We start from the raw sequence: 14115 nt of genomic DNA, 5'->3' as shown, positions 1-14115 counted from the left end.
ATACACAATAGGAAATAATGTAACATTATGGGTTTAAATAAAATTGTCGTTACTATGGGCGACCCTGCCGGCATTGGCCCTGAGATTATTTGCAAATTGATTCTTGATAAACAATTTTGCAGTCAATATGACCTGACTTTTGTAGGCAGCAAAACTATTCTGAAAGAGAGCTTTAAACGTGTATTTTCTATAACTACTTTTCCTGATTGTAAGTTTATAGATGTTGCAGGGAAAGAAGAAATAAGTTATATGCCTGGAGTTTTGACACCGGCAAATGGAAGGCTTTCCATAAAGTATATCGCAAAAGCTTTTAACCTCATCAAATCCGGCAAAGCTGATGCAATGGTTACCTGCCCCATAAATAAAAAAGCTATCAATCTCGCAGGATTAAAATATCCGGGGCATACGGAATATCTCGGATTTTTAAGTAAATGTGACAATTTTTCAATGATGCTTGTGGGGGATAAAATAAAGGTAGTCCTTGTGACAACTCATATCCCTATTGGGAAAGTAGCTGAAAGTATTACCGAGGATAAAATAATCAAAGCTGTGATGAATAGTCATAATGCTGGAAAGTTTTTTGGCAATCCAAACCCAAAAATTGCTGTGGCAGGCTTAAATCCTCATGCAGGTGACAACGGGGCAATCTCAAATGAGGAATTGCAGATTATTTCTCCGGCAGTAAATAAGTGTATTGAAAAAGGGTTAAATGTCTATGGCCCTATTCCATCCGATACACTTTTTGCAAGGATGCTGAAAGGGGAGTTTGATATTGCTGTCGTAATGTATCACGATCAAGGGCTTATACCCGTCAAGATGGAAAGTTTTGGAAGTGCCGTAAATGTTACTCTTAATTTACCTTTTATCAGGACGAGTGTTGATCACGGGACGGCATATGATATAGCCGGAAAAGGGGTTGCAAGTGAGAGTAGTCTTAAAAGAGCTATTGAAGTAGCGGATATGATGGTGAACAATGTTAAATTTAATACAAATATTTAAGTCCGAATTTGGCCATACGAAAAAGTCGTTTGGTCAGCACTTTCTCGTAAATAAACATATATTGTCTGTTATTTGTGATGAAGCAGAGATAAAGCCGGATGATTATGTTGTTGAAATAGGTCCTGGTTGCGGTGTACTTTCATATGAGCTTCTTGAGCGAAATGCAAATGTCCTGTGTGTGGAGATTGATAGAGACCTTGCGCATTTTTTGAGGAGATATTTACACATATATGGAAACTTTAATATCATTAATAAAGATTTTATGTTGACTGATACGGCAGATTTTCAGACGGATAAAAAAATAAAGTTTGTGGGCAATTTGCCCTATAATGTGTCCACAAAAATTGTAGAGCATACGGTTAATTTTCATAACAGTATCGACCTTATGGTTTTTATGTTTCAGAAAGAGGTAGCTGAAAGGATAATTTCTCTGCCGAAAAATAAGACATACTCTTCACTATCTGTTTTTTGCCAATACTATTTTGATATATTTAAGGTAAAGCACTTATCAGGGAAAAACTTTTGGCCTACCACGAAGGTAGAATCAACAGTATTAAAATTTTTACCTAAAAAAAGACATTTTAAAGATGAAGATGACGAAAAAGATTTTCTCAAATTTATAAAGAGTTGTTTTGTCCTAAAAAGAAAGACTCTTAAGAATAATCTCAAACATATAGAAAATATCGAGGATAAAATAAAAGAGTTTTTTGGCAGTGACAGTGTGAGAGCAGAAGAGTTAAAATTGGAAGATTTTATACGATTTTATGAGTATCTTAGGTCTAAATAAATCATTAAAAGAATATACGTTTACCGTTGTGGATACCGAAACTACGGGACTGAGCCCATACAAGGGGGCAGAGCTTCTTGAGATAAGTGCCGTCAAGATAAATAGTGATTTTAACCTCGATTTGAATAACCACTTTACAACACTGATAAAGCCAGAAAAGCCGATTCCAAGTAAGACAATAGAAATCAATGGCATTGATGAAAAAATGGTAGAGAATGCACCTTTAATTGATGAGGTATTGCCAAAATTTGCTGAGTTTGCTGAAAATACGGTTTTTATTGCACACAATGCAAAGTTTGATTTTACTTTTATCAATTATTATATGAAAAAGCATTGTGTTGACTGCAAACTTGTATGCATCCTTGATACGGTAAGCATTACAAAGAAATTTTATCCAAATATCGGCAGATATAACCTTGATTCTTTAATTAGGTATTTTGATATCAATGTGGAAATTGAAAATTCTTACAGACACAGAGCATTATTTGATGCCGTAAATACTTCGGTGGTTTTTTTAAAAGCTATTGAAAAAATGAAATTTTTAGGATTAGATTTGACATTATCTAATTTACTTTAAAAAAAGAAGCCGCCTAAAAGGCGGCCATATATTTACCTTATATTTTAATGGTCACTTGCGTCTGAAATACCTACACCTAAGTAAGTCCTAATTTTAACCTGTTCATATTTTTCCTGTGCTGCTTTATCTGGTGCGATAACAGAGCCAATCCAAGCACCGATAAAAGCAAGTGGTAAGGAGATTATTGTTGGGAATTTATAGGGGAATATTGCTTCAGGGTTCCCAAGGATTGTCACCCAAACAGTAGGGCTTAAGACTATCAATATAGCAGAAGACAAACCACCAAACAAAATAGACATAACTGCACCGGTAGTGCTTAACTTTTTCCATACGATAGAAAGAAAAAGTGATGGGAAGTTAGCACTTGCAGCAATTGAAAAAGCAAGAGCAACTAAAAATGCTACGTTTTGCTTTTGAAAAGCAATACCAAGTGCAACAGATGCCACACCATAAATGAGGGTAGACATCCTTGCAGCCTTTAATTTCTCTGACTCAGTTACATTACCTTTTTTAAATGTGCTTACATATAAGTCATTCCCAAGTGCCGCTGAAGCAGCCAAAGTAAGACCTGCAACAACTGCGAGAATTGTGGCAAATGCAACTGCTGCGATAAATCCTAAAAATGGAGTCCCGCCAAGCAACTGTGAAAGCATAGGTGCAGCCATATTACCACCACTACCAATTTTCATAATTGCGCTTTTACCAACCAATACTGCAGCACCAAAACCAACTATTGGAATGATAAGGTAGAAGTAACCGATAAATGTTGTGGCGTATACAACTGATTTTCTTGCTTCTTTAGCATTAGGAACTGTAAAGAATCTCATCAATATATGCGGAAGTCCAAGAAGTCCAAGCATAAGTGCAAGACCTAATGATAAGGCTTCAACTGGACCTTTTACCAAACCACCCGGGTTTAACATTTCAACACCGTAAGTTTCCTGAACTGCACCGTATAGGTTACCTGGGTTGAAATTAAACTTAGCTAAAACTAACAGTGTCAGAATTGTAACACCAAAAAGAAGAAGACAAGCTTTGATTATTTGTACCCATGTTGTAGCAAGCATACCACCATATAATACGTAAAGTAACATTACTGTTCCAACAATAATTTCTGCCCAAACATAAGGTATACCAAACATAAGCTCTATAAGCTTCCCTGAGCCAACCATCTGAGCGATAGTGTAGCAAAGAAGGACTAACAATCCTCCAATTGCCGAAGCTGTTCTGATAGGTCCTTGATTTAGTCGATATGCAACTACATCTGCAAAGCTATATTTTCCAAGGTTTCTAAGAGGCTCAGCTATTAAAAACATAAGCGCAGGCCAACCTACAAGCCAACCTACAGCATAAATCATCCCGTCATAACCCTTTAGGGCAACAAGACCGGAAACGCCAAGAAAAGATGCCGCTGACATGTAATCTCCTGCAAGAGCAAGACCGTTTTGGAACCCTGTAATGCCACCGCCGGCAGTATAATAATTGCTGGCAGATTGTTTTTGTTTTCTGGCAACTAAAAAAGTCACGAATAATGTAAGGATAACAACCGCGACAAAGGAGCCTATTGCCACTAAATTAGGTTCACCAAATTTATATTCCATTTCATCCCCCGATTAAAGTTCTTTCTTAATTTCTTCTACTTCTTTGTCGTAAACATTGTTTGCCCATAGTACATAGACATAAGTCAAAATCCATGCGGCAAATATTACACCAATCCCCATAATAATTCCGACGTTGGTATAAACGCCCACCTTTTTAGTAACAAAGTCTTTGTTTAGTGCAATCATGAATATGTAGCCGTAATAGACAACAAATAGTACTGCAAGCATAAAAAAACTAAATGTCCAACGTTTTTTAATAAGTTTTTTAAATCTTTCGGAATTTAAGACTTTTTGATAATTTTCACTCATAATATACTCCTTTGAAGTTTTAATAATTATTAAGTAAATGTTACCGACCATTTTAAAACACTTTTATTTTTTATGTAAAATAAAATCTCATATTATTTAAGAATAGTCAATATATTTTTGAAAATAATTGTTATCAGTATGTTATGCACAACTTAATTTCACTATTATTTAATCAAATATTAAAATATAAAGTTTAATAAATGGTAAAACAGTATCTTTTTGTATTTTATAACTGTTTAAAAAATATATGTATTATTTAAAATTGTATTTTATATAAAGAAAGGAATGTTATAAGAAAAAACAAATTTTTATGGATTTATGTTAAATTGTATCTTGGGTGAATAAATTGATTAAAAAGTGTTTAGGTTCTTGTCGAAATTAAAAATATGTTTTATTGAATTAATTGATTAAATAGTTAATTAATAATCTACACTATGTATAAACTTGCTTTTTGTATATCGTATTATAAATTTTACATTTTATTTTCACATAGCAGTAATATAATTTTTTATTAGTAAAAGGTTTTATTTTTTATGAGATGATTTCTAAAAAAAAAAATACTTTTTAAAATCAATAAAATTTGTTAAGATAAAATAATAGCCTATATGGAGGGTTTTATGTTTACTATAAATGTTAATAATACTGCATTTTTACTTATTGATGTTCAAGAAAAGTTAGTCAAAGCAATGGATGAAAAAGTTTACGGGAAAAAATTAAAAAATATGGAAATACTTCTCAAATCAGCGAAAATATTAAATATGCCGGTGTTGTTCACTGAGCAATATGTCAAAGGGTTAGGGCGCACCGTAAATGAGCTTAGTCATTATCTTGAAGGAGCATTATATTTTGAAAAAATTACCTTTTCATGCTGCGGAGAAGATACCTTTATGGATAAATTAAATAGTCTGAATGTGGAAAATGTGATTGTATTTGGCATGGAAACACATGTATGTGTGCTGCAGACAGTTTTAGACCTATTAAATTATTATAATGTGTTTGTTGTAAAAGATGCGGTACAGTCAAGAAGTAAGGAAAATTGGTTGGCCGGGCTTGATTATATGTCTGATGCAGGGGCAATTATTACCACTACTGAAATTGTATTATTCATGCTGCTTAAAAAAGCAAAAACAGACGAGTTTAAGGCTATATCGTCTATGTTAAAATAAAAAGGGGGCTATAAGCCCCCGATTATTACTCTTCGATTTCCATTAATCTGTCGCCGAATGTTTCTTGCAGCCATTTTTCAGCAGCTTCATAACTGTCAAACTCCAAAGCAAGCTCTTGCTCAACCTCATCTTTATCATCGAGAATAGTTAATGTCACTACTCCGTCCTCATTGAGGGAAATTTCTCCTACCTTGTTAGGGTCGATGAGAATTGCAGCCTCATCGTTACAGTCGCAACTGCCGTTTTTGTCATGATTGTGATTGCATCCGCAGCCCATATTTTCTCCTTTTAGGGTTGTATTTTTCAATAAATCTAATATAAAAAAGTGATTTATTGTATATTTTCATTAAAAATTACTTTGCCGTTTTCAAAAGTAACACCGGCCTTAAGATATAAAATTTTCCCCTTTTCAAATCCTTTTTTATCTCTAAGAAAAAGATAGGCTTCATAGGCTTTTGTGGAAGTGTGACAGTAAAATATTATATTTTTGTCTTTAGGAAGTTTTTCGTAGCTCGTCCCCAATTTCCCAAAAGGCAAAGATATGGCACCCTTTAAATGTCCTTCACTGTACTCTTCGTCACTATTAAGGTCTATAAGCATTATGGCATTTTTATTTAATTTATAAAAATTTTTAAAAGTTTCTACATCAAGTGCATTTTCACTTTCATTTATTTGTTGTTTGATATTGTGGTAGGCATTCCAGGCTTCAATGCCTCCTCTGAAAAGGTATACATTTTTGTATCCCAAATCTATAGCCTTTTTTGCAGAATTTATAGATATGCTGCATTCTGGGTTTTTACAGTAAAATACAACAGGGTAAAGCTTATCAAGAGGGAGTTTGTCGATATTATTTTCGAATTCCAAATCCGGTATATTAATGGCTTTATCAATATGGTTTTCGTTATAAAGGTTAGGATTTCTGGAGTCTATTACCAACATACTGCCAAGAGTGATGTTTGTTATAAGCTCTTCAATATATATTTCTTTCGGCTCGGTGTTTTTCTTTTTAAAAAAATTAAACATTTTCCTTCTTTTGGTGCATTTCTTGATGCTCTTTGATTAAATGAGACGCAAGCTCCTTAAAAGTCCATTGTTTATTATGTTCGGTAACGATAGCAAAAATCGATTGTGGCAGTTTGAGGGTTTTAAATTTATTTATAAAGTCTATGATTATTTTATTATCCATATTCTCAAAAAGAATTACTCTGACCTTAATAGTATTCCCTTTTGTTTGAGACTCCACTTTTAAGTCTTGTATCTTTATATCAAGATGATTTTCAAAAATCCTGATTAGCTGAGGATACTCATTCTCTTCAGCCATCTTTTTTATTATGTCAAATTCAATATCACCAAAACCGGCAACATAAATATATTTATTTTCCATAGATATTCCTTACAATAGCTTTAAACATTTTGCAATGGGCATTGCCTGCCTAAAATCATTTATAACATCTTTTTTTAAAATAGTAGAATAAATTTTATCTGCATTTTCTTTAGCAGATACAAGCAGCTCACCTGTTGGGGATATTACCATCGAATTACCGCCGAAATATGTTCCCCATATATTTCCAACTGCATTACACACCACAACATAGCATTGATTTTCAATTGCCCTTGCTGTGGCAAGAGGTATCATTTGCTTGATTCTTGAGTGAGGCCATTGCATCGGTATAAAAACAACTTCTACACTATTCAAAAAATATTGCCTAAACAGCTCAGGGAATCTAAGGTCAAAGCATATGGCACATCCACACTTAAAGTTGTCAATTTCAAATATCTTTGTGTTGTTTCCACTTTTAAAATGTATGTGCTCATCCATCAGAGGGAAAAGATGAATCTTTTCATATATAAATTCAAGATTGTCCCCCTTTTTTACAAAAAAGGAGTTGTATATACTGTTATCCACCTGTCTTGCAATGGAGCCTATGTAGGTATTTGAGACTGGGAGCTTCTTCAATAGCTCAGGCTGAGATTTCACATGCTTTCTTACATGGTCATAATTAAAACCTGTGGTAAAGAGCTCAGGTAATATAATAAGTTGGTTTTTAATCCCTTTTGTAAGATTAATTACCTTTTCAATATTTGCTTCAGGCGACTCTTCCACATGTATCTGAAGTAGATTAACCTGCATTATACATTCCAATAAGTTGTAGCTTGGTCGGTAATGATATGCTCAAGAATCATTTTATCTGAGCCTTTTATGCAATCTTTATTAATACATTTTTTATTTTTTAATACGATGTCTTCAATAAATATGGGGGATTTTACCCTCAAACCCAAAGCAATAGCATCAGACGGCCTGCAGTCAATTTCTTTATATGAGCCACTGTTATTAATGACTATTTTAGCTTTGAAAATATTATCAGAATTATCATAAATGACTATTTTATCAACTTTTACATTGTTGATATTTTCTAAAATCAGCGAAAAAAAGTCATAGGTAAGGGGCCTAGGGCACTTTATTCCGCTAATCTCAGTATAAATAGCTTCAGCTTCAAATACACCTATATTAATCGGTATATAATAAGAGCCGTCCAATGATTCTAGTATCAGAACATATCTGTTGGCAAGAGGCTCTCTTAAAACACACTTTACTTTTACCTCGTACATTGACAAAAAACCTCCGATAAAAATTAGTTACATTTCCCAAATAATGAATTTTTTTTCGCTTCGGTAATTTCAACATTAACAATGTCACCAATTTCTAATTTATTACTACTTTTAAAATTTACAATCCTATTTTGTGGATTTCTTCCAGAATATGTTGATTTATCTTTTTTACTCAACCCTTCTACAAGCACTTCAGAGCTTTTTCCAACATATTCTTGTAATAATTTATTTGAAATTTTTTCCTGCTCTTGCAAGAGTAAGGTTAGTCTTTGGGATTTGACATCATCTGGGACATTATCTTCAAAGGAAAACGCCTTTGTTTTAGGCCTTGGGGAATATTTAAACGCAAAAATCGTTTCATACTCTATCTCTTTTATCGCTTTTATGGTGTCTTCAAAGTCACTATCAGTTTCACCCGGAAAGCCTACTATGAAATCTGAGGATAGGGTGAGATTTGGAATAGTTTCTTTTGCTTTTAAAACTTTCTCACGATATTCTCCGTATGAATATTTTCTGTTCATTTTAGATAATATTCTGTCAGAGCCCGCTTGAAGGGGAAGATGAAGATAAGGCATTACTTTATTGTTATTTTTCATCGCATCAATTAGTTCATCGGAAAAATCTTTAGGATGAGAAGTTACAAATCTTATCCGTTTCAGTCCATCAATATTATTAACCATATACAAAAGTTTGGGAAAATTAATGTTTTCGTCAAGGTTTTTTCCGTAAGAATTAACATTTTGCCCTAAGAGTGTTACCTCTTTTACTCTACTGTTTACTAGATATTTTATTTCGTCCAATATTTCTTCTACCTTTCTGCTCTTTTCTCTCCCTCTCACATATGGCACAATGCAGTAGCTGCAGAAATTATCACACCCTTTCATAATAGTTACAAATGAGCTGACAGATGTTGCTCTTGAAAATGTAGGTATAGAGATTTCACTATCGTTTGTGGCTGTATCACAAACCCGTTCCCCTTTTTGGACAAGGTCAATTATTTCGTATAACCTACCGATGGCATCTGTACCGAATACAAAACTTACATCCTTAAAATTTTCCAAAAATTTCTCACCTTCTTGTTGGGCAACGCATCCGCAGACACCAATTTTTATACCTTTTACACTTTTAAGTCTTCCTATTTCACTTTGTACTTTTATTTGAGGTTTTTCTCTTACACTGCAGGTATTTATGATTGCAAATTCAGCTTCTTCCGGATTGTCACTTTGATCAAATCCCATATCTTTAAAAATTGAAGCTATCCTTTCTGAATCGTAAGTGTTCATTTGACAGCCAAAAGTTCTGATGTAGACTTTACTCATTTCATCTCCCTAAATAATTTTTCAATACTTGTATGTATTTTTCAGCAGTTTTGTAATTTGTATTTTTTTTGTCAACATTGTTTAGCCAGTAAATTGCATCCAAAATTTCTGTTTCGCTCGGATTTTGTTTTTTTAAAATAGAAGTGTATCTTGATGTCCCAATCTTGAAAGCGAAGTCACTTTTTAGACTTAACAGCTTTTCATCATTTGTATTAAGCTTGTTGAGCAGCTCAAAGGCAGCGATGTAATCATTTTTTTCAGCTAACTTTAGTGCCCTTTGATAATATACTGAAGGTTCTACACTCTGAATCCTTGTAATATCTTTTTCTATCTTCTTTTGAAGTGTAAGAGCTTCTTTTTTATTATGGGCACTTTCTGGAATGGATAACGTAAGCTCATAAGCTTTGGAAATAAGTATTTTAGCCTTTTCGTAATCTTCTACGAAAAATGCTTTTTTACTCTCAGTATAGTATTTCTCAGCCTTTTCAAGCTTTTCATTATTTGAAACAATCTTATATAGTTTGGCCTTTAAAATTAAGACCTTTTTATTAAAATGATTGACTTCTACAGCTTCCTTAATCTTTTCATAGGCCTGATTTATATTCCCTTCCTTGTAAAGCTTTTCAGCTTCGTAATAAAGCTTATAGCTTTCATCAAACTTCAGGTAAAGAAACAAAGCAGCAAAAATTCCAATGATTAGCGATATACCTATAATCTTTTTCATAATTAATTATTGAATTTAGACTTATTTTTAACTTTATCAAGGTATTCTTTGGATTTTTCTAAATTGCCTAATTTTTCGTAAGATGCTGCTATTAAAATATATTCATCATCCGTTTGTCCAGGCCTTAAAAGTTGTATCACATCATCATATTTCCCTTTTTTGAACAAAGCTTTTGCCGTATCTAACCTATTTTTACAAAGTTTAAGTTTGTTTATGACATCGTTGTCATAAAATCCGTTTATAATTGAGTAACTGATATCATTACATATTAAGCTAATCTCTTCTTCGTTAAGGGTGTATAAAAAGTCAGTATACTTTGAAATATTGCCATTTTTTATAAAACATGCAGTTTGAAGTTTGAGTAAATCATTTTTATTATCAACGCATTTTGTTAAAAGGTCGCAGTCGTAATTTTTATTTAATTTTTCGTAAGATTTTATAAGTCTACAATAGTTTGTCTTTGAAATATTATAACTTTTTGTGTTATAGTCAAAACTTGATATAAAGCCTTCATAATTTTCTATTTCATAAAGTCTACTCAATGCGAGATTGACGAGATCGTTATTTTTATAAGTTTTGTATATGCTCCAGAAATTATCATAATTGTTATGCTTAAAGAAATATTTTGCCAGATAATCCTTATCTTTATCTGAAATTTCATTTAATGGTAATTTATGGAATATGTTAGATGCAGTTTCTGGATTGTCTGCAGTTTTGTAGAATAGGGTTAGCATATCATTGGTGTTCAATTTTAATGTAATCACATTTTTAATAAAATCTTCGGTTGGGCTACATTTTGAATTTATTACTATGCTTGCAAGCTCTACATCATTTTGTGATTCGTTAACTGCTTTATTGCAATCTGAATAGGTAAGTAAAAAGACCTTGTCTTTTTTTATAAGATTTTTGTCAAATCTTTTATCATCTGTTTTTTCTACCTCTTCTATTAATTTTAGGGACTTTTCATAATTTTTTTCAAAAAGGTAACATCGATAAAGTATATATTTAGCGTAAGAATTTTTTTCTTTGTCTTGTGAAGATGCTAAAAAATCTTCAAGGGTTTCAGCGGCAACATCATAAAGCCCGTCTTCAAATGCGTTGAGTCCTACCAGATAATCTTCCGGTGCAGCATAGCCTATAGATACAAAAATCGTTAATATTACAATTAATCTGCCAAACACTCTGCCAATACCTCAATAGGATGTATGATTTTCTTCGTGCTCAAATGCTCCATCTGCATTCGGCAGGTTGGACAATCTGTGGCGCCGACCTTTTTTGCACTGGCGTTGAGTTTATTTATCATATTTGAGCCAATCTCAACGCTTAAATCGTAGTTTTTAGCTGAAATTCCCCAGCTTCCGGCCATACCGCAACAGTGACTCTTTAAATCTTCGACACCATCAGGATTTATCTTTTTAAGCATTGCAACGGATGAGCCTGAGTCATTTTGGACTTTAAGGTGGCACGGCATATGGTAAGATACAGAAATATCGTTTTTGACTATATTTAGTTTATCAAAATGCATATTGACGAGGCTACTGATATGAATGGTCTTTTCTGAAATCTTGTTTATTATGTCATTATTTAAAAGATATTTCCATTCCTGCTTTAGTGAAAGACCGCATGATGAGCAGGTTACAACTATGTAATCCACACTGTCAATTAATTTCTCCCAATTTTCAAGATTTTGCTCTATCTTGTTTTTTGCCTGTTTAGCCATCCCTTTGGAGAGCATAGGAAGTCCGCAACAATTTTGTTCAGGCAAAAACACTTTGTATCCAATTTTTTCCAACACCTTTATGGCAGCTTCCCCTATCTGTGGCTTAATATAGCCTGCATAGCAGCCGGAGAAAAACATGACACTTTTTTCAGAATTTCCAATGGTTTTATCAAACCTTTCAAAAAGTGATTTGGTTTCAAAAGCTATAAACTCTCTTTCGGCAGTTACACCAGTAAATATTTCCCCAACCTTTCTAAGCATCTTTAATTTCATTGGTTTGCCAAGAAGTTTGGAAAACTTTCTCGTTACTCTAGCGGCAAGCTCAGCGCTAACGATAAGTCTGTTTTCAAGAGTGGCTCCAAATTTTTCTACATATTTGCTTCTTGCTTCGATAGCCATTTTAGGAATATTGACGTTAGATGGGCACTCTTTGTAGCAACTGCCGCAATTTACACATCTGTCAATAACGTATTGAAAAGATTTTTCGTATAGACTTTTTTCAGCAATAGCACCGCTAATAAGCGCCCTTAGAATATTAGCCTTCGCTTTTGGGGCTGCAGCCTCATCCCTTGTAAATTTATAAATTGGGCACATTCTTGTGGCTGTAGTTACTGTAGTACATTTTGAACAACCATGACACTTTTCTACTTCATCCAAAAAGTTTTCAGGCCAGTCTAATAGCTTGTCGAATATTTCAACACTGCGATAATCACTGCCATATCTTAAAAACTTTTTTACTTGATTTGGGTCGTGATATGTTTTTATTTCTGGGTTAAGAATATTATATTCATCCATTAGGTGCTTGATTTCAGCAAATAGCGGGTAGATATCTTTATACTGCTTTTGTATATAACAGCTTCGTATCCTTCCATCCCCATGCTCTCCTGAAACTGTCCCCCCAAGGGAGAAAATTAGCTCGAAAAATTCATCGGCAACTTTTTTCAGCAAGTCGACATCATGAGGATCTTTTAAATCCATAAGTGGTCTTGTGTGCATTAATCCTTTTGCAATATGACCGTAAACTACGAAATTTAGCTTATTTTGAGCAAGTATTTTGTAAACCCCTTCAAAGTAGTCAACTAATTTATCTATTGGGACTGCTGCGTCTTCAATAAGGGCAAGAATCTTTTTTCTCCCTTTAAGCTTGTAAAGAATAGGTACAGCAGCCTTTCTGATTGCCCAAAATTTTTCTTTTTCTTCTTCACTAACAGCAATATGAGCATTCTCAGTAAGATTATTTTCAAACAATATTCCCCTTGCTTTTTTAGCCAGACTCTCTGTTTCTTCAAGACTAAAAGAATCAAATTCTATTAATAAAACATTGTCGATGCCGTCAGGTATTTTATCCCTTAATTTTTCGTCATTTTCTTTTGCCAATTGCAAAAGTGATTTGTCCATTATTTCAATTCCACTTACACCAAGTGGCAAGACTTTTTGAACGGCTTTTGCAGAAGATATTATATCATCAAAGTATGCTACTACCAAAGAATCGTATTTAGGTTTTTCTTTTAAGGAAAATTTTAATTTTGTTACTACTGCAAGTGTACCTTCTGAGCCCCCTAACAGCTTTCCTAAGAAAAGTTTTTCATTCTGTATCATTCCTCTTAGGTTATAACCTGCAACATTATATTTTACATGAGGGTAGGAGTTTTCTATTTTATTGGCAAAGTGGGTATATATTTCAAATATTGATTTAAAAGGTTCATCCAGATTTTCGTATGGTGTATTGTATATTTCTGATAGAGAATATTTTTTCCCATTACTTAATATAAAATCTGCATCGATTATATAGTCGGATACGTTACCATATTTCACAGAGTGAGCCCCGCTGGCATTTGTTCCAAACATGCCTCCAAATGTAGCGTATTCACCGCTTGACGGGTCAGGAGGGAAAAATAGACCCTTGCCTTTTAATAATTCTTCCAACTCTCCAAATCTATAACCTGGTTCACACTCAAAATATTTCTTTTCAAAGTCTATTTTTATTAATTTGTTCATATATTTGGAAAAGTCGAGCACTATACCTTTGCCTATAGCTGAGCCGCAAAGCCCACTTCCTGCACCTCTGCTGTGTACAGAGAGCCCATATTTTTTTGCAAAATTTATGACTTTGGTTACATCAGAATCATTCTTAGGATATGCCACACAGGCAGGTTCGACCTTGAAGATACTGCCGTCGGTGGCAAGCATATTCCTTCTTAATTTATCAGTATATATGTCACCTTCAAATATTTCTGATAATTCTTCGAAAATGTTATCTGTTAGCTGCGGCATAGTTTTCACCTTTTTTATTGAATTGTTTT

At 33.5% G+C, this 14115-nt stretch carries 15 protein-coding genes; 4 read left to right on the top strand and 11 right to left on the bottom strand.

Features of this window, described 5'->3' with window-relative positions; translation table 11 throughout:
• Positions 1-27 precede the first annotated feature (27 nt).
• From pdxA to LF845_RS01400, 3 genes are read left to right on the top strand one after another with little or no spacing between them, the layout of a single operon-like run.
• Complete coding sequence (gene pdxA / locus LF845_RS01410) at positions 28-999, top strand: 4-hydroxythreonine-4-phosphate dehydrogenase PdxA (protein ID WP_242819201.1); 972 nt, start codon at positions 28-30, stop codon at positions 997-999.
• Positions 974-1786, top strand: a complete 813-nt coding sequence (rsmA, locus tag LF845_RS01405; protein ID WP_242819200.1) for a 16S rRNA (adenine(1518)-N(6)/adenine(1519)-N(6))-dimethyltransferase RsmA — start codon at positions 974-976, stop codon at positions 1784-1786. The genes pdxA and rsmA overlap by 26 nt, the downstream gene beginning before the upstream one ends.
• On the top strand, positions 1764-2363 hold the full coding sequence (locus tag LF845_RS01400; protein WP_242819199.1) for a 3'-5' exonuclease: 600 nt from the start codon (positions 1764-1766) through the stop codon (positions 2361-2363). The genes rsmA and LF845_RS01400 overlap by 23 nt, the downstream gene beginning before the upstream one ends.
• 44 nt (positions 2364-2407) lie before the next feature.
• Here the strand turns inward: LF845_RS01400 and LF845_RS01395 are convergent, their stop codons facing one another.
• Positions 2408-3964 (bottom strand): sodium:solute symporter family transporter, encoded by a 1557-nt coding sequence (locus LF845_RS01395; RefSeq protein WP_242819198.1) that lies wholly within the window; start codon positions 3962-3964, stop codon positions 2408-2410.
• 12 nt (positions 3965-3976) lie between these two features.
• Positions 3977-4273, bottom strand: a complete 297-nt coding sequence (locus LF845_RS01390) for a DUF485 domain-containing protein (RefSeq protein WP_242819197.1) — start codon at positions 4271-4273, stop codon at positions 3977-3979.
• A gap of 617 nt (positions 4274-4890) precedes the next feature.
• Here LF845_RS01390 and LF845_RS01385 point away from each other — a divergent pair.
• Positions 4891-5439 (top strand): hydrolase, encoded by a 549-nt coding sequence (locus tag LF845_RS01385; RefSeq protein WP_242819196.1) that lies wholly within the window; start codon positions 4891-4893, stop codon positions 5437-5439.
• A gap of 25 nt (positions 5440-5464) precedes the next feature.
• Here LF845_RS01385 and LF845_RS01380 read toward each other — a convergent pair whose 3' ends face one another.
• The 9 genes from LF845_RS01380 to LF845_RS01340 are packed head-to-tail and all read right to left on the bottom strand — an operon-like array spanning position 5465 to position 14086.
• The gene (locus LF845_RS01380; protein WP_242819195.1) at positions 5465-5716 is read right to left on the bottom strand and encodes a hypothetical protein; all 252 of its coding nucleotides are present in this window, start codon (positions 5714-5716) and stop codon (positions 5465-5467) included.
• A 53-nt stretch (positions 5717-5769) separates the two neighbouring features.
• Positions 5770-6462, bottom strand: coding sequence for a rhodanese-like domain-containing protein (locus LF845_RS01375; protein ID WP_242819194.1), 693 nt, complete (start codon positions 6460-6462; stop codon positions 5770-5772).
• Positions 6455-6823, bottom strand: coding sequence for a DUF3783 domain-containing protein (locus LF845_RS01370; protein WP_242819193.1), 369 nt, complete (start codon positions 6821-6823; stop codon positions 6455-6457). The genes LF845_RS01375 and LF845_RS01370 overlap by 8 nt, the downstream gene beginning before the upstream one ends.
• A 9-nt stretch (positions 6824-6832) precedes the next feature.
• A complete protein-coding gene (locus LF845_RS01365; RefSeq protein WP_242819192.1) occupies positions 6833-7570 on the bottom strand; it encodes a nitrilase-related carbon-nitrogen hydrolase in 738 nt (245 codons plus the stop codon).
• The gene (locus tag LF845_RS01360; RefSeq protein WP_242819356.1) at positions 7570-8049 is read right to left on the bottom strand and encodes a bifunctional nuclease family protein; all 480 of its coding nucleotides are present in this window, start codon (positions 8047-8049) and stop codon (positions 7570-7572) included. Before LF845_RS01360 ends, LF845_RS01365 begins: the two co-directional genes overlap by 1 nt.
• A 23-nt stretch (positions 8050-8072) precedes the next feature.
• On the bottom strand, positions 8073-9368 hold the full coding sequence (gene miaB / locus LF845_RS01355; RefSeq protein ID WP_242819191.1) for a tRNA (N6-isopentenyl adenosine(37)-C2)-methylthiotransferase MiaB: 1296 nt from the start codon (positions 9366-9368) through the stop codon (positions 8073-8075).
• 1 nt (position 9369) lies between these two features.
• Positions 9370-10092 (bottom strand): tetratricopeptide repeat protein, encoded by a 723-nt coding sequence (locus LF845_RS01350; RefSeq protein WP_242819190.1) that lies wholly within the window; start codon positions 10090-10092, stop codon positions 9370-9372.
• Positions 10093-10094: 2 nt separating this feature from the next.
• Positions 10095-11273: a tetratricopeptide repeat protein gene (locus LF845_RS01345; RefSeq protein WP_242819189.1), complete on the bottom strand. Its 1179-nt coding sequence runs from the start codon at positions 11271-11273 to the stop codon at positions 10095-10097.
• A complete protein-coding gene (locus LF845_RS01340) occupies positions 11258-14086 on the bottom strand; it encodes an anaerobic glycerol-3-phosphate dehydrogenase subunit C (RefSeq protein WP_242819188.1) in 2829 nt (942 codons plus the stop codon). Before LF845_RS01340 ends, LF845_RS01345 begins: the two co-directional genes overlap by 16 nt.
• Positions 14087-14115: the final 29 nt, after the last annotated feature.

It is taken from the genome of Deferrivibrio essentukiensis (assembly GCF_020480685.1).
Taxonomy (GTDB): domain Bacteria; phylum Chrysiogenota; class Deferribacteres; order Deferribacterales; family Deferrivibrionaceae; genus Deferrivibrio; species Deferrivibrio essentukiensis.
This window is presented reverse-complemented; position numbering and strand designations above follow the sequence as displayed.